Genomic DNA, 19,581 nt, shown 5'->3' with positions numbered 1-19,581 from the left:
CGGTCTCGTTCATCGTTCGTCTCCGTCGTCTGCGGGGCGGATGCCCAGATCGTCCAGGAGGGGCCACAGGGACGCCATCGCGGTCTCCGGCGAGCGGTGGAAGGCGCTGCCACGGACGCGCCAGAAACGCCAGCCCAGGCGTTCGAGGACGCTCTGGCGGCGCAGGTCGTCCTCCCACTGTTCAGGGCCGTGGTATTTGTCACCGTCGCACTCGATGGCGAGCCTGCGGCCGCCGCCGCGGACGACGAGGTCGATGCGCAGGTTGCCGACGTTGTGCTGCGGGGTGACGAGGTAGCCCCGGGCCAGCAGCATGCGGAGGACGCGGCGCTCGAAGTCGGACTCGCAGCGGGCCTCGAGGTCATGGCCGAGGTCGCGGGAGCGCTGGCCGTCCTGGGCGTACCGGATCAGCGCCGCCCGCTGGTCGTCCGGGTGGAGCTGGTCGGGCTGGACGCTGTGGAACACCCACATCTGGTCGCGGGCGCGGCTGGCGGCGACGTTGATCCGCTGCTCGTACGCCCGGGAGGTGAAGGCGCCGCGCCTGTCGTCGGCGACGACGCTGATGAAGATGACGTCGCGTTCGTCCCCCTGGAAGCTGTACGCGTCGCCGCAGCGCAGCCGGCGGCGTTCGTACTCTTCAGGGCCGAGCTTGTCCAGCAACTGCTGGTCGATGTACTGCGCCTGCCTGCTGGTGCTGCCCAGCAGAGAGATGACGCCCATGGTGCGGCCTTCGTACGCGGGGTCGGCGCAGCACTCGACGAGCTTGTCGACCAGGGCGTTCGCCTCGGCCTCGTTGACGTTGCCGATCGCGAAGTCCTGGCGTACGCCGTCGGGGACGTGGACGGCGCGGACGACCGGGCCGGGCAGGCGGTCGGCGGACTCCTCCCGCAGCGGCTGGATCTCGCCGCCGTAGTAGTGCTGGGAGGAGAACTCGATGATCTGCGGCAGGCAGCGGAAGTGCTCACGCAGCCGGACCACGCCGGGGAAGAGGCGCGCGGACGCGTCGTACAGGCTGGACTCGAGGTCGAGCAGCAGCGCGTTGGGGAACCCGTCCAGGTGGTTGCGGATGAGCTCGTCGACCCGTGCGCGGCCGGTGCCGATCGCGGACGGGCTGATCTGCCGGTCGTCGCCGACCACGACGACCTTGTGACCGAGCCCGAGCAGGCCCAGCGCGAAGGTGTCGCACTGGCTGCTCTCGTCGATGATGACGACGTCGAACGGCGGCGTGACCGTCGGATCGAACGACTCGACGACGCGGTAGTACGGCATGATCCAGACGGGGACCGCGGTCATCGCCAGGGGCATGAGCCGCTGGGCCTCGGCACGCCACTTGTTCGCGCCGGCGCCGGTGCCCTTGCCGATCTTGCGAAGCGTCTGCAGCCAGCCCATGAGGGCCTGACGCTGCGTGTGGCCGAGCCCCTGTTTCATCGCCAGCCAGGCCGACCGGCGGGTGAGCTCGAGCGTGAGCCCGCGCTGGTCCTCCTGCGCCTCGTCCAGGCGCCGCTGCACCTCCGCGAGGTCGTCGGCGTCGATGATCTGGGCCAGCCAGGTCTCGGCGCGCCGCCACTGCCACAGCTGGGCGAGGCCGCCCGGGTCGCCGCACTCGGCCTCGTCGCCGCCGGTGTCCCGGATGCGATCGGCCCATCGGGGCGCGACCGTGGCGAGCCTGCCGTGCAGCTCGATGAGGCGGGCGACCTCCGGGCGGAGCGCGGTGAGGCGCGCGGCGGTGGCCAGGGTCGCGTCCCAGCGCTCCCAGTCGCCGGCGCGGAGCGCGGTCAGCAGGCCGGTCCACAGCGGGCTCGCTCCCGTACGGGCGGCGGACGCCGAGAGCGACTCACCCAGGCGGGCCAGCTCGTCCAGCAGCGACCGCTGCCGGTGCCGGGCGCGCAGGCCGCCGAGCACGTCCGCGATACGGTGCAGGTCATCGGGTGACGGCCGGGCGGGTACGGCGCCGGCGGTCAGGAGATGGGAGAGCGGCTCGCGCAGGCGCGGCCACGTCTCGGCCTCCCAGCGGAGCGCCTCGGTGATCTGCTGGACGCGTTCGTCGATCCACGTCTCGACGGCGGTCAGGCCGGCGGGAACGCCGGGGGCGGACAGCGCCGCGGCGAACTCCTGGCTCCACAGCCCGGCCAGGGCTCCGCGCAGCCGCCGCAGCTCGACGTACGCGATCAGCTTGTCGACGTCCTCGACCGTGCGGGGCTCGTCACCGTCGACACGGAGTGTCCTGAGGAACTGGGCGAGGGACCGGTTGACGAGGGGGGAGACCTTCTTGTTCTCGGCGTAGCGGCGACGCAACTGCCCGAACCGGTCAAGGGCATCGCGGTACGCCAGATCGGAGGGCACCTCGATCTGGGCTCCGGCGAGCGTGGCGCGCAGGCGCGCGCACTGGTGGGCGTCCTGCCGGAGCTTGTCCGTGTGCCCCGACCAGAGGATCAGCCACTGGCGGTCCTGGGCGACCTGGAGACGGAGCCGGGCCAGCCATCCGTCCTCCAGCCCGGCGAGCGTCGTGGCGGCACGGCCGAGATCCTCGGCCAGCCGGTCGAGCACCTCGTCGGCGAACGCGTCGATCCGCGCGGGATCGGCCACGACGTCGCGATAGCCGGCCAGCACCTCGCCCAGTCGGCGCAGCTCGTCGTGCCGGTGCGCCAGCTCGCTCCCGGACGGCAGCCCGCCCGTGGGGGGCAGCTCGGCCCGGCAGGCGGCCGCGTCGTCGGCGCCGATCCGGCGGGCCAGGGCGAACAGCTCGCTCAGCTCGGCGGCACCGAGCGGGCAGCGCGCGTCGACCGGCAGGACGTCGGGGACGCGGGCCAGCGCGTCCTGGTGCCGGGCGAGCCAGTCGGCGACCTCGCCGGCCCGGCGCCGGTGGCCGTCCAGCTCCAGCGCGGCCTGCTCGCGTTCGAGCCCGTCACGCAGGCGTTTCTTCAGGACCAGCACCTCGGCCCCGACCTCGTCGAGGCGCCGGCGAAGGTCCTCCACGGCTCCCGTCTCGCGTACCTCGTCCACACGGTCCGCGGCCGACGTGATGGCCTGGACGGAACGCTGCAGGTCGGTGAGGTGCGCCGACGAGGAGCCCAGTACGGCCAGGGACAGGTCGCGGAGCTCCTCGGGGATCTTGTCGCGCAGCACGGTGAGCGCCTGGTCCTTCTGCGCCGTGACCAGCACGCGTTTGCCGTGCGCCACGAGATGGGACACGAGGTTCGCGATCGTGTGGCTCTTCCCCGTGCCGGGCGGGCCCTGCACGGTGACGCCGCTGTGCGTGGCGAGTTTGCGCGCGATCCGCTCCTGCTCGTCGTTGGCGGGCAGCGGCATGAGGAGGCGCTCCGCGACCGGCGCCCACTCGTCCGTGCGGTCGCCGACCTCCCGCCGGGCCGCGTCCTCGCCCGCCGCGAGGGCGACCATCGGGGCGGGGAGCGTGTCCCGCTCCGCCACCGCCGTCTTGAGCTGCTCGAAGAACCTGAGGAACATCACGCGGCGTTTCCGGACCACCAGCCGCCAGGTGTCGCCGATGACCGGCGAGTCGGTGACCTCGGGCAGGTCCGGCCCGTCGTCGAGCCGGTCGTCCAGGCCCAGCGGCGCCGCGATCCTCCGGTACAGCGGGCGCATCTCGTCGGGGGACCAGACGTCCACCGGCGCGCCGCGCAGCTCTTCACCGATCCGGGTGATCCCGGTCAGGTTCGGGACGCCGAGACCCTGCAGGCAGTCGAGCTCCAGGGCGGGCACGCCGTCGGGGACCACGGACAGATCGCCGGAGTCGTCGTCGAACACGATGCGAACCCGGCTGACCAGCAGCGGGTGGCAGATGCGGTGTCCACCGAACCGCCAGCCCAGGATCCCGTGCCCCCAGACCAGCTCGTACGTCGCCTCGTCGGTGCGCATGCGCTGCCTGAGCTGGAACAGCGTCTCGTACAGGCGGCGCGCTGCGACCGACGGCCGCGCCCGCTCCGCCCAGGGCCGCCACACCTCGGCCACCCAGGCGGAGAACGCCGCCTCCGCGCGGGCACCAGCGCCGTCCGCGTCGTCCTCCGGCAGGCCGAGGCGCGCGGCGAGGTTCGCGGGCGGCCGCGGCGGTGCGTACGGGTCGTCGACGGTGACGCCGCGGAAGCACGGTGCCAGCGCGTGTGGCACGGCGGGCGCCTCCGGCCTGGGCGTCTTGGCCACCCGCAGCCACGCGTCACCCGCCGCCGTGCCCAGGCGCACCGACGGATGCGCCGGAACGTCGGCGGGGGCGATCGGCACGTCGTAATCCCCGACGTGCCGGATCGGTTTGGCGTATACCTCCTGGGCCAGCGCGCCCAGGTAGTCGTAGAGCCGCGTGATGCGGTCGCGGGTCCGCGCGCCATCCGTCATAGGCTCCCCCGTCCGTGTCCTCGACCTCCGCGTCCAGCTTCGCATCGGTCACCGACACCTCTGACGTTCCAGACCGCTCATCGGTGCACAGCGAGGCGTGAACCGGACGCTGATCGTTACGAATTCGAACGCCGGAACAGGTGAGAGCGGTTCGCTTCGTCTCGCCGGCATGCCCGGACCGTCGGCCTGGGCACGGGCCGGACGGCCCAGGTCACCATGGGGGGCATGAGCTTCCGCATGCCGCAGACACCCGAAGAGCTCGCCCTGGTCCGCCGCTACGTGATCTGGTCCGAACGTCCCGGCGGTTCTCGTTACCTCAACCTCCTCCACACCAACGCGCTGCGGGAAGACGAACCCGATCGCGATGCCTTCATCGCCGCGCTGGCCGAAGACGCTCAGGACATCAGCGACGCCGAACTGGCCGAACTGCTCGGATTCGAGTGGCGTGCCCGGCTCACCGCCGCATGGCTCATCGGCCTCGGCAGGCGAACCGGATTCCGGCGGACACTCGGCGACCTGCTGCTGGCCGGCGAACTCGTCTACGCCGGCCAGGGGTACTGCTTCGCGCTCGCGCGTTTCGGTGCACCCGAGGACGCGGAGATTCTGACCGCCTACCTGGACCGGTACCTGCCGAGAGGGGACTGCCACTACAACCAGGACTCGGCCATCGGCGCACTGCTCCACCTCGACGCGAGACTCGGCACGACCCACGCCCAGCGGTTCCTCTGCGCCGACGGCCTGTGGCACCGATCGTCGTTCGCCGCACATGACCCGTTCGACGCCCAGCGAGACATCGAGCGACTCTGCCGGTTCGCCGAACGGGTCACCGATCGTCACAGGCCTCGCTGATCAAGAACACCCGGAAGGTTCGGATTGCGAGCGCCGGTCATGCGACTGGCCGAACTCCCGCGAGTATCGACACGGGAATGGGCGGAATGTCCGCGTTGGGGAAAAGGGATTGTTCATTCCCCTCCAGTTTCAACGTATAGCGCACAGGGGGGCTTGCGGCAAGACCCCCGTCGCACCGCAGAATCGTCGACCGAGACCGGAACCTGCGGCAATTCGACGTCGCACGTCAGGTCCTATCAGACGGGGGGGTTTCCATGATCGACGTGATCGTGGTCGGAGGCGGGCCGACCGGCTTGATGCTGGCCGCCGAGCTGCGGCTGCACGGTGTGCACGTGGTCGTGCTGGAGAGGGACGCGGAGCCGACGAAGATCGCCCGCTCGCTCGGCCTTCATGTGCGCAGCATCGAGGTGATGGATCAGCGCGGCCTGCTGGAGCGGTTCCTCGCGCACGGCAAGCAGTATCAGCTCGGCGGTTACTTCGCCGGTATCAGCAAGCCGTGGCCCGGGCGGCTGGACAGCGCCCACGCGTACATCCTCGGCATCCCACAGCCCATCACCGATCGCCTGCTGGACGAGCACGCGACGGAGGTCGGCGCCGAGATACGGCGCGGTTGCGAGGTGGTCGGGCTGAGCCAGGACACGGACGGAGTGACCGCCGAGCTGGCCGACGGCACGCGGCTGCGCTCGCGCTATCTCGTCGGGTGCGACGGCGGCCGCAGCACGGTGCGCAAACTGCTCGGCGTCGGCTTCCCCGGCGAGCCGACCAGGGCCGAGTGGCTGCTGGGTGAGATGGAGGTGACCGAGGATCCGGCGACGGTCGCCGCCGTCGTCGCGCAGGTCCGCGAAACGCATCATCGGTTCGGCCTCGGGCCTACCGGGGACGGGGTGTACCGCGTGGTCGTGCCCGCCGAGGGGGTGGCCGAGGACCGTACGGTCCCGCCGACCCTTGAGGAGGTCAGGCAGCGGCTCCGGGTGTTCGCCGGCACCGACTTCGGCGTGCACTCACCGCGCTGGCTGTCCCGGTTCGGCGACGCGACCCGGCTGGCCGAACGCTACCGGGTCGGCCGGGTGCTGCTGGCCGGCGACGCGGCGCACGTCCACTCGCCGCTGGGCGGGCAGGGCCTCAACCTCGGCGTCCAGGACGCGTTCAACCTGGGCTGGAAACTGGCCGCCGAAGTCGGCGGCTGGGCGCCGGAGGGGCTGCTGGACAGCTACCACACCGAACGGCACCCCGTGGCCGCCGACGTACTGGACAACATCCGCGCGCAGTCCGAGCTGCTGTCCCTCGAGCCGGGTCCCCAGGCGGTGCGCCGGCTGCTGGCGGAACTGATGGACTTCGAGGAGGTCAACCGGTACCTGATCGGAAAGATCACCGCGATCGACATTCGCTACGACTTCGGGGAGGGGCATGAGCTGCTCGGCCGGCGGATGCGGGACGTGGGGCTGAAGCGAGGCCGCCTCTACGAACTGATGCGCGGTGGTCGCGGGCTGCTGCTCGACCAGACCGGGCGACTGTCGGCCGCCGGGTGGGCCGACCGGGTCGATCACGTCGTCGATGTCAGCGAGGAACTGGACGCGCCTGCCGTGCTCCTGCGGCCGGACGGCCACGTGGCCTGGGTCGGTGAGGATCAGGCGGATCTGCTCGGCCCGATGGAGAGGTGGTTCGGCACGCCTGTCGGCTGAACGCGCGGCCGCAGAGGAGGCGCCCGCGCGGACTCCGGGGGAGGCGGGTGACGGCGCCGGGTCGCGTGACAGGCCGCGATCAGGCCCGGGACCTCGCGTGCGGAGCCGTGGCTCGAGGCGCCGTCGACTCACCGCGGTGCGCATCCGCTCCTCCCCGTTCGTCGGCGGTCGTGCGCCGAGGCACAGCCGGTGCCTGCACGGTGGAGGCGAGGAGCGCCAGGCGGTCGGCGCTGTCACTGCCGGGGTCCGGGTGGTAGATGACGAGCTTCTGCCCGGTCGCGCCGCCGGCGCCCAGTCTCTCCACATTCAGCCGGAGGCCGCCGACCTGAGGATGGTCGATGTGCACGGGTGCGCCCTCGCACGCGCGTACGTCGTGGCGGGCCCAGAGCCGGCTGAAATGAGGGCTGGCGAGAGAGAGCTCGCCGACGAGTTCGATGAACCGGGGGTCGTCCGTGTCGGTGCCGACGGAGTTGCGGAAACCGGCGACCATGATCGCGGTGGCCTTGTTCCAGTCCGGGTGAAGGGCCTGCTCGGCAGGGTCGAGGAACACGTCCCGCAGACGGTTGGCCCCCGGCGTGATTCGCGGTGACACGGCCGTCGCCAAGGCGTTGGCGACGAGGACGTCCAGGTAACGGCTCTCGACGAAGGCGGGCAGCGGGAGCGTGGTCACCAGTTTGGCGATGCCCGGGGCGACGGTCTCCTTCCGGGGGCGACGCCGGTGCCTCCGCGGCCTGTCCACGCCGAGGCGTAGCAGGTAGGCCGTCGCGTCGTCGTCGAGCATCAGCACGCGGGCGATGGACTCGAGGACCTGCGCAGAGGGGTTGCGATCGCGGCCCTGCTCCAGCCGTAGGTAGTAGTCGACGCTGATGCCGGCGAGCATCGCGACCTCCTCACGGCGCAGTCCCGGCACGCGGCGTACTCCCAGGACGGGGATGCCGACCTGTTCCGGAGTGACGCGCTCGCGGCGGGCGCGAATGTAATCACCCAGCAGGTTCGATTCCTCGGTCATCCGTCCACCGTAGTTCGCGCGATGCGGCGCGTGCCTGGTCCTGTCACCCCCAGGGGCGCGGGGGCCCTGGCTCGGTCAGAGCCTCGGCGGCAGCCTGATCGGCGTTCCACCGAGCCGATACCGGCCTGATCGCTAACGAGCACGACGAGGAGCAAGACATGGCGACGTATGTCCTGGTACATGGGGCCTGGCACAGCGGACGGTGCTGGGAGCGGGTGGTTCCGTTCCTGACATCGGCCGGACACCGGGTGCTCACGCCGTCGCTGACCGGCCACGGAGACAAGGCGCACCTGCTCGGCCCCGACGTCGGGCTCGACACGCACGCCGACGACATCGTCGGGCTGATCACCGAGGAGGACCTCACCGAGGTGATCCTCGTAGGACACAGCTACGCCGGACTGGTCATCTCGTCCGCGGCCAACCAGGTCCCGGACCGGATCGCCCACCTGGTCTACCTCGACGCGATGGTCCCCGAAGACGGCGAGAGCGCGGCGGACATCATGCCCATGACCCAGGTCCTGATCGACCGCGCGGCGAAGTCCGACGGTGGCTGGCGGGTTCCGCCTCCCGGCCTGCCGCCGTCCTCGGGTCTGTTCGGGGTCACCGACCCGGCGGATGTCGCCTGGCTGCGCACGATGCTGTCGGATCAGTCGGTGCGTTGCCTCCAGCAACCGGTCCGACTGGACGACCCGGCCGTGAACCTGATCCCGAGGACGCACATCCACTGCGTCGCCGACGTGCCGGAAGGCTATGAACGACGCCCCGTCCCCGCGGTGCAGCCCAACGGCTCTCCCGCCCAGGTGTGGGAATTGCCGACCGGCCACGACTGCATGATCACCATGCCGGCCGAACTCGCCTCGCTCCTGCTCAAGCTCGGGTGACCCGCGGGCTCGTTCCACGCTCGAGGTTTCGTGAACCCGGCTCTCCGCTCGGGCCTTGGGCGACATGCTGCTCGTAGTCGGCCGCTCCCCTGCGCGACGGACGGGCCGCGTATCGGCCGATCATGCGGTTGGCGATGGCGCTCCCCGGCCAGGTGACGTCCCCTCGGAGAAGGCTCCATCGTCGGTGCTCCCTGGCGATCAGGGCGCTGCAGCAGCAGCGCCCGTCAGGGGACCACCATGTGGAGGTCCCGTATCGGCCGTCCGTGGTTCAGCCGCGCCAGGGCGGTGCCGTATGGAACGCCGGGTGCACCTCGATCGTTGGCGCCAAGCCGTGGAGGAGCCGGCGGGCACGCGACAGCGGATGATCGGGGAAGTGCTGGTCCCACCACGGGTCCTCGGACCAGTTGCGGGGGAGACCGCCCTGCACCTCAGGCGCGTACGGGTGCTGGGCCCAGTACCGCATCATCTCCTCAGGGGAACGGCCCTTCCCGTGCTCGGTCATGAAACGGTCGAGCGCCACGGCGTCCCGCATCCCGGTCACCCCCTGTTCGACGCACAGGAACTTGAAGACCAGGCTGCGGTCGGCCCGTGGCAGCGTGAAGGACGGGATGTAGGCCACCCCGGGCCGGTCGGGCAGCGGCAGCTTCACGATCTGCTGGAACGCGGGCAGGCCGTGCAGGGTGACCGGGTCCAGCTCGATCAGGCCTCCGCCGGAGGCGGCCACGCGCGCCACCGTGTCGCGCCGGAGCGCGTCCAAGTCCTCCAGCGGCGCCGCCAGGTTGGGAGGAATGTCGAAGACGTGCAACTCGGCGATGTCGCCGTCGGAGTTCCGGTAGGCGCCGGGCTGCAGCTCTTCCCAGCCGGTCTGGTCGAAGCGAATGGTCATGGGCCGGGAGCCTAGAGGGATCGACAGGACGATCAGCGTACGAAGCGTTCCCTCCGGTGATGGCGGCGGCCCGCTCGCGGACGCTTCAAGCCCAGCGAACCGAGTTCGATGCCGCGACCTCATCCCTGGCGAATGCTGCGTCCTAATAGCAGCGCCCACCAGGAATCACCGCGGCGTGGCGTGCGCTGGTCGTCCGGGCCCCGGGCATGGCCGCATGCTCTCCGCCGGCCTTCGCTCTGCTTACGCCGGGTATGCAGTGGATCGCTCCAGACGCATACCTGGGGTGAGCAGAGCAAAGGTCGTTGGAAGGTCGGCCGTTGCGATGCGGTGCGGGCGGGGGCGGTGAGCAGTGAGGGTCGCCCAAGCCGGAGCCGTTTACGGGAATCGAGCCAGAACCAGACCTTCTCGCGCCGTCCACCGCTGATCGCTCGGCCGAACGACTCGGCGGCGAGCGGGTGTGGCGGAGCGGCAGGGGTGGCCGCCGGTGCGTCTCAGCGGGGGTACAGGTCGGTGGTCCAGGCGTCGTGCGCAGTGAGGTATTGGCGGCCGACGGCCTCCTGGGCGGCACGTTCGCCTGCCATCAGGAGCTCGCGGACCCGGGTGCGGTGCGGCGGGTCGAGCCAGGCGGTGACCTCGTCGGCGGCCGCGGCGGTGAGCTTGCGTTGTCCGCCCTGCGGGCGTGCCCGCTCCAGCAGGGCGCCGTACAGGCCGGTGGCGGGGCGGACGGCGGGCAGGCCCTCGGCGGCGGCGAGTGCTGCGGCGTTCGCGGGGATGCGGAGGCCCTTCTCGTCCAGGTCGCCGAAGTAGGCGACCTCGGCGACGGGCAACGGGAGCCGGGCGATGGACAGGACGGACGCCTCGAAGGCCGCGCCGGCGCCCCAGGCGACCGCGCCGACGCGGTGGCCGGGGCGGTCCCGGAGCGCGTGGACGAGGGAGTCGAACGTGTCGGCGTTCTCCACCACGAGCAACAGGTCGCCGGAGCCCACGGTCTCGCTCGTGAAACGTACGGCCGCGCGGTACGTGACGAGCAGGTCCAGGGTCAGCCGGCCCGGTCCGAACAGGCCGGTCCGCAGTAGCCGGTCCAGGGCCTTCTCGTCGCCGAAGATCTCCAGCGAGCGTTCGCGCAGCGGGGCCGGGGAGGCGTCGCGCCGGGCCGACTTCAGCCACCGGTCGACCGCTTCGAGGCGGTCCCGCTGGGCGGGCGTGATCCGGGTCTCGGGGATCCAGTTCAGGTCGTGGTGCCACACGACCTGGTGACGTACGGGCGCGGGCGTCTGCGGGGCGGGCAGGGTGACGAAGCGGGGTAGCGGCGGGTGCTCCGTACGGTCGTAGGAGCGTTCGCCGGGCAGGGTGAGGAGCCCGGCGCCGGCCAGTTCGGCCAGGACGTCGGCGAGGACGGAGCGGCGGCGGGCGTCCGTGCCGAGGGCCGGGTCGGCCTCGTCGAGGATCGCCCACAGATCGCGCAGGTGGACCCGCCGGTTCTTACGGCCGCGCAGCAGCGCGGCCATCCGCTGTGCACGAACACCGACCCCGCCGCTGCCCGCGCCGCCCCCGCTGCCTGTGCCGCCCGCGCCGCCCCCGCTGCCTGTGCCGCCCGCGCCGCCCCCGCTGCCCGCGCCACCCCCGCGGCCCGTGCCGACGCCGGGCGCGTCCGTGCCGCTTACGCCGGTCCCGAGCCCGTCCGTGCCGCCCGAGCCGACGCCCGCACCGGCCGTGTCGGCCGTTCCGCCGAGCGCGGCGCCGGTCGGGTCGTGGCGGTCGGGGGTGGTCATCGCGCGTCCTCGGCGCCGGTCGGATCGGGCGCTCTGACATCGCCCGCGCTCGCGTCACCCTCGCTCACGCCGCTCGCGCTCGCGTCACCCCTGCTCACGTCGCCCGCGCTCGCGCCACCGCCGTCCGCGTCGGTCGTGCGGGGCCGGGCGGCCTCGGGAGCCGGCGGGCGGGTGAAGGCTCGGGTGGCGGTGACCTCGCCGGTCTCGTCGGGGGCGGGGAGGCCGTCCAGCGAGCGGCGGATCGTCTCGTCGACCGACAGGTACTTCAGGCCGGCGCGCAGGTCGGCGTCGTTGCGGAGGCGGATGATGAGCGGGAACACGCTCAATGCCCCGGTGTCGAACAGCCCGGTCGTGTAGACGAGCTGCACGCCGAGCGCCTCGGCCACGGCGATCTGCAGTTCCAGGAGGTAGCCCGCCGACGCGCGGCCGATCGGGTTGTCCAGGAACAGGACGCCCGCGTGCTGACGGCGGGTGTGGCCGCGGTCGTTGGCGCGCAGGGCCGCCATCGTGCAGTAGAGGATGATCGCGGCGGTGAGGAGCTGGCCGCCGGAGAAGACGTCGCCGATCTCGGCCACCCGGACGCGTTCGGTGCGCAGGACCGCGTCCGGTTTGAGCATGTCGACCCGTACGCCCTTCGGCATCGCCGCCCGGACGCCGCGCAGCAGCAGCGTACGGCCGTCGCGGCGGCCGGCGCCCTTGGCGCGGGCGGGATCGGCGGAGGTGGCGTCGTCGATGACGGCGCCGAGTGCCTCGTCGAGCAGGTGCGGCTCGGCGGTCTCGAACCGGATCCGGAGGAACTCTTGGCCGGACCACTCGCCGAGGCCGTCGGGCAGGGTCGACAGCCGCCGGGAGGTTCGCAGGATGGCGAGCGCCTGGTCGACCATGCCGCGCAGCCGGTCGACGATGGCGGAGCGGTGCCGGTCGATCTGGGCGAGCTCGTCGGTGAGGCTGCGCAGCCGGGGGCGCAGCGCGGGTTCCCACTCCTCGGCGTACGTCGGGAGGCTCTCGCGCTCGACGCCGACGATCTGGCGGCGGACCGGGCTGTCGACCTGGGCGAACCTGTCGTCGGCGGCGTACTTGGCCAGCGCGTCCGCGGCGTTGCGCACGGCGCGGCCGGCGTCGTCGGCCGTCTGCGCGGTGTCGCGGACCTTCCCCATGACGTCGTCCAGGCGGGTCTCGGCCTCGTCCATCGTGCCGCGGAACGGCGCGACCCCCGCGTCGGTCTCCTGCGGCACGAGCTCGCCCAGCCGGTAGGCGTACGCGGCGAGCCGCTCGACGGTACGGCCCGCGGACTCCACCTGGCCGGCGAGGCGCTCCTGCCCGGACCGCAGCTCCTCGTGGGCGCGGCGGGCGGTGTCCCATTCGGCCTCGGCGCGGGCGACCAGCTTCTCCGCCTTGCCGATGGCGGTCGGGCGCTCGTACGGGGCTTCGAGCGTGATCTCCTGCGGCGGGAGCCGGCGGTACTCCTCCTTCAGGCGGGCGTGCAGGCCCACCTGCGTCTCGTGCTCGTCCTCGCGCGCCGCGATGGTGCGTTCGGCGCGGCCGGTGGCGGCGGCGCGGGCGGAGGCGTCGGAGCCGTCCGGGCCGGCCAGCAGGCGTTCGGCGAGGTCGCGGACGCGCGCGTCGATGTTCTTGACCTCGGCGCCGGTCTCGCGTTCGCGGGTCTCGGCGTGGGTGAGGTCCTCGCGGAGGTCGTGGCCGATGCCGGCGCGTTCGTACGCCCGCGCGGCGGACTCGTACGCGTCGCGCAGCACCTGCACCGGCTCCTCGGGCGCGGGGGCGGACGTGTCGAGGGTGCCCGCGCCGGGGATGCGGCTCAGCTCGTCGCGGGCCGTGGTGGCGACCCGCCGCTGGTCGTCGCCCTCGCGGCGGGCCTCGGCGGCGGCGGCGCGGAGGCGTCCGGCGGTCCGCCGGTGTTCCTCGGCGGCCTGGTCGTGGGCGTCCGCCGCCGCGCGGGCACGCCGCACGGTCTCGCGCCATTCCGGCAGGCGGGCGGCGGTCTCGGCGAGCCGGGCGAGCCGTCCGGCGGCGTCGGCGGCCGCCGACTCCTCCTCGCGCCAGGCGGGAAGGCCGCTCTGGATCTCGTCCTCGGCCTGCTCGATCGAGGCGATCCGGCCCTCCAGGTCCTCCAGCCGGGTCTCGGCGGTCGCCAGGGCCTCGTCGGCCTCGGCCTTGTCCGTGCGCAGGCGCTCGAGCGTGCCGGCCGGGTGGGCGCGTCGCCACTGGCGCAGGCGTTCGCGCAGGTCGCGGTCGCCGTGGAGGCGGTCGGTGAGCGCGGCGAGGCGGCCGGCGCGTTCGCGCTGCCGGTCCGCGATGGCCGCGCGCTCTTCCTCGGCGCGCTCCTCGTCGTACATCGCGGGGTTCGGGGGGATGAGGAACCCGACTCCGGCGGCCGGGGGCGCGTCGGGGTCGCCGAGGTCCGCGGTGGTGCCGACGGCGACGAGCCCGGGCGGCAGGATCCGTGCCGCCGTGAGGACCTCCTCGGCGCGTTCGAGGTGGGCGGGGTTGTTCAGGACGATGCCGTCGACCAGGTGCGGGTGGGCGGCGAGCACCCCCTCGCGGCCCTGCGGCGGGAGGGTGGAGAGGTACCGCCAGCCGGACCAGGCGGTGATCTTCTCGTGCTCCAGGACGGCGAGGGCCTCGGTCACGTGGGCGGCGGGCGGCAGCAGGCCGCCGGTGCCGAGCGCGTCGAGGACGCGTTCGTCGGCCGCCGCCTCCATCCGCAGGTCGGCCTGCTCCCGCTCGGCCTCCGTGATCGCGCCGTCGAGCAACTCCAGCAGCACGGGCGCGTCGGTCTCGGGGTCGATCGCGTCGGCGCCGAGCAGCTCGGCCGCCCGCCGGTCGCCGGCCAGCGCCCGCGCGGCCGTCTCGGCGCGGTCGAGGGCGTCGGCGGCGGTCTGCGCCGCGCTCTGCCGTTTCCGGCGGTCCTGCTCGGCCGCGCGGACCTCCGTGCCCAGGCGCTTGCGGTCGGCGGCCATCCCGGACAGGTCCCGCAGGGCCGCCGCGACCCGCTCGGCGGCGTCGGCCGCGCGCTCGCGCGCCTCCTCGGCGGCGGCGCGCACGTCGGCGTCCGCGCCGGGCAGCAGCCCCTCCTCGACGGCGGTACGGACGTCGGCGAGCGCGGCGGTGACGCGCTCCTCGGCCTCGGCCGCCCGGCCGCGTTCGCGCGTCGCCTGCGCGATCGCGTCCTCCAGCGCGGCCTCCTCCTCGCGGGCCTGTTCGGCGCGTTCACCGGCGGTCCGGTCGAGCCGGCCGGCCTCGTCCTCCGCGGCGGTGGCGAGCACGGACAGCCCGCGCGCGAGACGCCGGGCGGCCTCGTCCCGCTCGGCCAGCAGCGGAGCGGCCTTCGACTCGCCCTCGGCGACCAGGCGGCGTACGCGTTCGGCGTCGTCGCAGGCGCGGCGGTAGGCCAGCAGCGTCTCGGCGGCCCGCCACGCGGTGAGGGTCTCGCGGGCCTCGTCGCGCCGCGTCCGCAGGTCCTCCAGCTCCGCCGTCGCCGCCTTCAGGCGCAGGCCCGCGAGCTCGCGGCGCAGCTCGGCGTGGATCCGGCCCAGCCGCCCGGCCCGGCGGCCGGCGTCCTGCTCGCGGTCCACGGCCGTGCGCTCGCGTTCGGTGAGCTCGGCGAGCCGCGCGGTCTCCTGCCGGTGGCGCACGGTGATCGCGGCGCCGAACGTCTCGGCCGCACTCCGGGCCTGAGCCCGCGCGGACTCGGCCTCCCGCAGCGTACGGGCGGCCTCCGTCAGCGGTTCGAGGCGGTCGAGCGCGCCCTGCACGAAGTCGCGCTCGGCCATCAGCCCGTCCCGGCGCGCCAGGCCGGCGGCGTACTGCTCGACGACGTCGCCGAGGCTGCGCAGGTCGTCCTCGTCGAACACGGCGGTCAGCAGCCAGTCGACGAACGCCTCGTCGCTCTTGAACGCGAACGCGTCGGCCGCCTCACCCTCCCCGGCGTTCATCTTGCGCTGGTAGTCGAACAGCTCCGGGTCCAGCCCGAGGTTCGTCAGCCGCATCCGCCACTCGCCGTGGTTGGTCTCCCAGACCACCTGCAGGTGCGGCTCGGCCTTGCCCGCCTCGCCCAGCCGATCGCGGAACCCGCTCATCGACACGACCCGCCCGTCCTGCGTGAACGGCAGTGCGTCCAGGCCGAACGACGCGGTCGGGCTGAAGGAGTACCAGGCCTCGTTCAGGCGGTTCGGGTCCGTGGACACGACGTGGTCGCGCCAGGCCGACACCTTGCCGACGACGACCCGGCGGCCGGTCCGTACGTGCTGCCACTCCAGCGCGACGTGCGCGACGTCCTGGGCCAGCACGAACTTGTCCAGCACGCGGGTGCCGCGCGCCCCGACCACCTGCCGCCGCCCCGGCAGCATCACCGAGAAGATCAGCTTGATGAGGACGGACTTGCCGCCGCCGTTCTCCAGGAACAGCACCGTCGCCGGGCTCGGCCGGCGCGGCACCGCGCGGCCCGGCTCCTCCGCCATCAGGTCGAACAGCGCCTCCCGCTCCGGCCGGGCGACGGGCGCGCCGACCTCCCGCAGGTCGAGCGTGACGTTCTGGTACCGGGCGCCTTTCGGGCCGACCGAGAACAGCCGGACCCGTGCGAGCTCGTACACCACGACTCCGTTCAGAGAGTGTCGGGGGAGACGGCGCGCAGCGTGCCGTGTCCGTCGGTGACCGTGACGACGCCCAGGTCGAGCAGCTCCGCGAACGCGCGGTCGGCGGCGAGTTCGCGCACCTGGACCTGGTAGCGGGGCGTGGTGCGGTACGTGCCGCCGCCCTCGCCGCCCACCTGCGACAGGAACCCCTGCTCGGCGAGGAATCGCAGCGCCTTGTTGACCATGGACCGGGTGGCGTCCGGGGCGAGCCGGCCGTCCTTCGTCGCCGCGGCGGACGGGCGGCGCGCGTAGACCCGCCAGGTCTTCTCCAGGTCGGGCGCCTCCTCCAGCGGATCCAGGCTCTCCTCGGCCGCGGCGGCCTTCTCGTCCAGGACGCGGCACGCCTCGCGTACGACGGCGTCGACCTGCTCGACGCTGACCCGGCCGATGTAGGAGTCGTTCGCCAGGTCGGCCGGGCGCGGGTAGGCGACCGCCGCCACCGCGAGGTGCACCAGCCCGTGCAGCATCCTCTCCCGGCGGTCGCGCGTGGCCGCGCGGCGGGAGTAGTCCTCCATCTTGATCTCGAACAGCGACCCGTCGGTCGCGGCGAGGACGAGGCCGGTCTGCTGGGAGCAGGCGAGGACGGCGAGGCCGAGGCCGTTCGCGACCGCGTTCGTCAGCTCGGCGAAGGTCTCGTCCTCCCGGTAGCGGCGCACGTAGTCGCCGTAGGCCAGGTCGCGGGCCGGCAGCAGCCGGGGCCGCATGCCGAGAGTGATGAACTTCGCGGCCTCGGCGGCGTCCGCGATCGGAACATTCACGCTCACGCGACCGCTCCCTGCTGAGACTCGTCGGATACGCGGGCGAGGCCGACCAGCAGGTCGGCGCCGCCGAACTCCGGGTCCTCCAGCCGCGTGCCGTCGTCGACCGCGACGAGCACCCGGTCGTCGCCCTGCCGGACCGCGACCCCGATCTCGGGGGACACGGCGTGCAGCACCCGCAGGAGGAGCAGGTGCGGCAGGGCCGGGTCGCCGGCGCGCGCCTCGGCGAGCAGCGCGGACAGCCGCCTTGGGGTGTCCGCGAGGTCGAGCAGGTCGTCGGCGCGCGTCCACTGCTCGTCGCTGAAGACGTCCGGGTCCGGCGGGGGCATCAGGTCGGGCTCGGGCAGCGCCCCGGCCAGGTCGTCGCGCTCGGCGGCGGGGGCGATGAGCATGCGCACCACGTCGCGCAGCCGGACCACCGTCGGCGTCGCGAGCCCGGCGCCCCCCTGGAAGAACGCGCCGGCGGGCCCGGCGGCGTCGGCCACGCTCAGCTGCAGCGTGGGGCCGAGCAGCTGGCCGAACAGGTCGACGGTCGCCCGCTGCGGCGGCCCGGAGAACTGCTGGCGGTCCTGCTCGGCGCGGAAGATCGCGTTCGCCTCGATCAGCCGGGCCTGCAGCTGGGTGTGCCGCTTCACGCAGTCGGCGACGATGTCCACCAGGACCGCCGCCCGCCGCTTGCGCTCCGGCTCGGTGGCCTCGTCGCGGGCGCGGCGGATGTTCGCCAGGATCGCGGTCTCGGCGCGGTACCGGGCGGTGACGTGGGTGAGCGCCGCGTCGATCAGCTCGGGGATCTCCTCCTCCCAGTCGACCGACCGCACGTCCCGGCGGGTCGCCTCCAGCTTGCGGCGCAGCCGCTCGGCGTACTGCACGGTCGCGTACCGGGCCTGCTGCGCGGCGGCCTGGGCGTCCGACAGCTTCCCCCGCTCGATCAGGTTGCCGAGCTTGATCTCCGCGGCGATCTGCGCGGACTCGACGTCGGTGTCCAGCGCGCCGATGAGCACGTTGATCGCCTCGTCCGAGGCGCGCAGGTACACCTCGCCGTCGGCGTCCGCGAGCTCGGTGAGGAGCTTGAAGTCGAACGCGAGCCGCTGGTACGCGCCGTCGGCGCCGAACGTCCCGTAGAACACGCGGAAGCCGCGGTCGACGCTGCCGACGTTGATGAGGTTCTCCAGGACCCAGCGGGCGACCTTCTCATGCTCCTGCGGCGCGCGGTCCGGCGCCTGGGCCGCGATGAACGGCAGCACCCGCGCGATCACGGCGTCGTGGTTCGCGCCCCGGTCGAAGTCCATGGTGATGGTCACCTGGTCGATGATCTGGAACGCGATCTCCGCCATCGCGTACACCGAGGCGTCCGCGAAGTCCAGCCGCGTCTTGCGGGTGTCCAGATCGTGGAGAGGCCCGGTGCACGCGAGCGCCTTGAGCCGCCGGACGAGACCGTCATCGAGCAGGGCCGCGGCGGCGACACTCCCGGAGTCCGATTCGTCACTCACGAAGAGTGACTCTAGTGGCGAGGAGTGACAGCGGTGACCTGCTTGCCCCGCCCCGTCATCCCGCGAGGTCTGCCATCGCCCCGCGCCGCCTCACCCGGCGAGGTCGAGCCGGTCGCGGGACGGGCCGCCGCCGGGGGCGAGGGCGACGAGGGCGGGGTGGCGCTGGGCGGCGAAGGCGCTGCGGACGATGGCCTCCTTGTACAGGGCGGCGATCCGGCCGGTGAGGACCAGCCCGACCGGGCTGTCGTCCGCCCGTACGTACTGGATCAGGGCGTCGCGGCGTCCCAGGCTGATGCACTGGTGGACGTACCGGAACCGGAACGGGCTCGGCGCGCGCCGGCCCAGGCCCTGGCGGATCGTACGGGCGACGTGCTGGGCGGCGGGCAGGCCGGTGGCGCACGCCAGGCGCAGCTCCTGCCCGCCCTGCCGGTGCATCGCCGCCGCGTCGCCGATCCCGTACACCTCCGGATGGGACACCGAGCGCAGTGCCGCGTCGACGAGCATCCGGCCGCGCTCGTCCACCGCGAATCCCGCCTGCCGTGCCAGGTGCGGCACCCGGAACCCGGCGGTCCACACGACGGTGCCGGCGGGCACGTGCTCGCCGTCGACCAGGAGCACGCCGTCCGCGCGGACCTCGGCGACCCGCGCGTCCTCCAGGACCTCCACGCCGAGCCGGTCGAACACGCGCCGCAGGTGGCGGCGGCCGCGGTCGGACAGCGCCGCGCCGAGGCGGCCGTCGGTCAGCAGCCGTACGGTCAGGTCCGGCCGCGTCTCCGCGAGTTCGGTCGCCGCCTCGATGCCCGTCAGCCCGCCGCCGACCACCGCGACGGCGCCGCCGCCGGCGAGCCGCTCCCGCAGCCGTACGGCGTCGTCCGCGGTGGCGAGCGGGCAGGCGTGCTCGGCCGCGCCGGGGACGCTCTCGACGTCGGACCGGCTGCCGAGCGCGTAGATGAGGGTGTCGTAGCCGAGCCGCCGCCCGTCGGCCAGCTCGGCCTCGCGCTTCGCGGCGTCGATCGCGGTCACCCGGCCGACGACGAACTCCACGGGTGCTCCGCCGAGCAGCTCCGCGATCGGCCGGGTCCGTACCTCCTGCCCCGTCGCGACCTGGTGGAGCCGGACCCGTTCCACGAAGCGGTCGCTCGCGTTGACCAGGGTCACCCGGGTGTCGCGGTGCCGTGCGGTCAGCTGTGCCGCGACCAGCCCCGAGTAGCCCGCGCCGAGGACCAGAATGCGTGTCGCCATCTCAGTCATCCCTTCG

At 73.4% G+C, this 19,581-nt stretch carries 12 protein-coding genes; 3 read left to right on the top strand and 9 right to left on the bottom strand.

Features of this window, described 5'->3' with window-relative positions:
* Nucleotides 1-9: 9 nt before the first annotated feature.
* The gene (locus NDW01_RS10895; RefSeq protein WP_252819426.1) at nucleotides 10-4,344 is read right to left on the bottom strand and encodes an AAA domain-containing protein; all 4,335 of its coding nucleotides are present in this window, start codon (nucleotides 4,342-4,344) and stop codon (nucleotides 10-12) included.
* A 225-nt stretch (nucleotides 4,345-4,569) separates the two neighbouring features.
* Here NDW01_RS10895 and NDW01_RS10890 point away from each other — a divergent pair, with 225 nt between their 5' ends.
* Nucleotides 4,570-5,193 (top strand): DUF6000 family protein, encoded by a 624-nt coding sequence (locus NDW01_RS10890; protein WP_252819424.1) that lies wholly within the window; start codon nucleotides 4,570-4,572, stop codon nucleotides 5,191-5,193.
* A gap of 254 nt (nucleotides 5,194-5,447) precedes the next feature.
* A complete protein-coding gene (gene rox / locus NDW01_RS10885; protein WP_252819422.1) occupies nucleotides 5,448-6,875 on the top strand; it encodes a rifampin monooxygenase in 1,428 nt (475 codons plus the stop codon).
* Nucleotides 6,876-6,954: 79 nt separating this feature from the next.
* Here rox and NDW01_RS10880 read toward each other — a convergent pair whose 3' ends face one another.
* Nucleotides 6,955-7,884, bottom strand: coding sequence for a helix-turn-helix domain-containing protein (locus NDW01_RS10880; protein ID WP_252819419.1), 930 nt, complete (start codon nucleotides 7,882-7,884; stop codon nucleotides 6,955-6,957).
* Nucleotides 7,885-8,042: 158 nt separating this feature from the next.
* On the opposite strand from NDW01_RS10880, the gene NDW01_RS10875 reads away from it, so the two are divergent.
* Nucleotides 8,043-8,765, top strand: a complete 723-nt coding sequence (locus NDW01_RS10875) for an alpha/beta fold hydrolase (RefSeq protein WP_252819417.1) — start codon at nucleotides 8,043-8,045, stop codon at nucleotides 8,763-8,765.
* Here NDW01_RS10875 and NDW01_RS44310 read toward each other — a convergent pair.
* The 7 genes from NDW01_RS44310 to NDW01_RS10845 form a co-directional block, all read right to left on the bottom strand.
* Nucleotides 8,752-8,964, bottom strand: coding sequence for a DUF2399 domain-containing protein (locus NDW01_RS44310; protein WP_406567715.1), 213 nt, complete (start codon nucleotides 8,962-8,964; stop codon nucleotides 8,752-8,754). The genes NDW01_RS10875 and NDW01_RS44310 overlap by 14 nt on opposite strands.
* Before the next feature lie 69 nt (nucleotides 8,965-9,033).
* Nucleotides 9,034-9,651, bottom strand: a complete 618-nt coding sequence (locus tag NDW01_RS10870) for a hypothetical protein (RefSeq protein ID WP_252819415.1) — start codon at nucleotides 9,649-9,651, stop codon at nucleotides 9,034-9,036.
* Nucleotides 9,652-10,142: 491 nt separating this feature from the next.
* Complete coding sequence (locus NDW01_RS10865; protein WP_252819413.1) at nucleotides 10,143-11,423, bottom strand: DUF2399 domain-containing protein; 1,281 nt, start codon at nucleotides 11,421-11,423, stop codon at nucleotides 10,143-10,145.
* Nucleotides 11,420-16,033, bottom strand: a complete 4,614-nt coding sequence (locus tag NDW01_RS10860; protein ID WP_252819411.1) for a hypothetical protein — start codon at nucleotides 16,031-16,033, stop codon at nucleotides 11,420-11,422. The genes NDW01_RS10865 and NDW01_RS10860 overlap by 4 nt, the downstream gene beginning before the upstream one ends.
* Nucleotides 16,034-16,044: 11 nt before the next feature.
* A complete protein-coding gene (locus NDW01_RS10855) occupies nucleotides 16,045-16,839 on the bottom strand; it encodes a hypothetical protein (RefSeq protein ID WP_252782561.1) in 795 nt (264 codons plus the stop codon).
* Nucleotides 16,836-18,323: a hypothetical protein gene (locus tag NDW01_RS10850; protein WP_252819410.1), complete on the bottom strand. Its 1,488-nt coding sequence runs from the start codon at nucleotides 18,321-18,323 to the stop codon at nucleotides 16,836-16,838. Before NDW01_RS10850 ends, NDW01_RS10855 begins: the two co-directional genes overlap by 4 nt.
* A gap of 90 nt (nucleotides 18,324-18,413) precedes the next feature.
* Nucleotides 18,414-19,565, bottom strand: coding sequence for an NAD(P)/FAD-dependent oxidoreductase (locus tag NDW01_RS10845; RefSeq protein ID WP_252819408.1), 1,152 nt, complete (start codon nucleotides 19,563-19,565; stop codon nucleotides 18,414-18,416).
* Nucleotides 19,566-19,581 lie beyond the last annotated feature (16 nt).

This window comes from Actinoallomurus soli (assembly GCF_024055715.1).
Taxonomy (GTDB): domain Bacteria; phylum Actinomycetota; class Actinomycetes; order Streptosporangiales; family Streptosporangiaceae; genus Actinoallomurus; species Actinoallomurus soli.
Note: the sequence above shows the minus strand (reverse complement) of the source record. Positions and strands in the feature narration are given on the sequence as shown.

Bases quoted from the DNA above. Each gene is read 5' to 3' on its own strand.
- NDW01_RS10865 (WP_252819413.1), bottom strand. From the start codon at position 11,423: ATGACCACCCCCGACCGCCACGACCCGACCGGCGCCGCGCTCGGCGGA.
- NDW01_RS10890 (WP_252819424.1), top strand. From the start codon at position 4,570: ATGAGCTTCCGCATGCCGCAGACACCCGAAGAGCTCGCCCTGGTCCGC.
- NDW01_RS10895 (WP_252819426.1), bottom strand. From the start codon at position 4,344: ATGACGGATGGCGCGCGGACCCGCGACCGCATCACGCGGCTCTACGAC.
- NDW01_RS10870 (WP_252819415.1), bottom strand. From the start codon at position 9,651: ATGACCATTCGCTTCGACCAGACCGGCTGGGAAGAGCTGCAGCCCGGC.
- NDW01_RS10880 (WP_252819419.1), bottom strand. From the start codon at position 7,884: ATGACCGAGGAATCGAACCTGCTGGGTGATTACATTCGCGCCCGCCGC.
- rox (WP_252819422.1), top strand. From the start codon at position 5,448: ATGATCGACGTGATCGTGGTCGGAGGCGGGCCGACCGGCTTGATGCTG.
- NDW01_RS10845 (WP_252819408.1), bottom strand. From the start codon at position 19,565: ATGGCGACACGCATTCTGGTCCTCGGCGCGGGCTACTCGGGGCTGGTC.
- NDW01_RS10875 (WP_252819417.1), top strand. From the start codon at position 8,043: ATGGCGACGTATGTCCTGGTACATGGGGCCTGGCACAGCGGACGGTGC.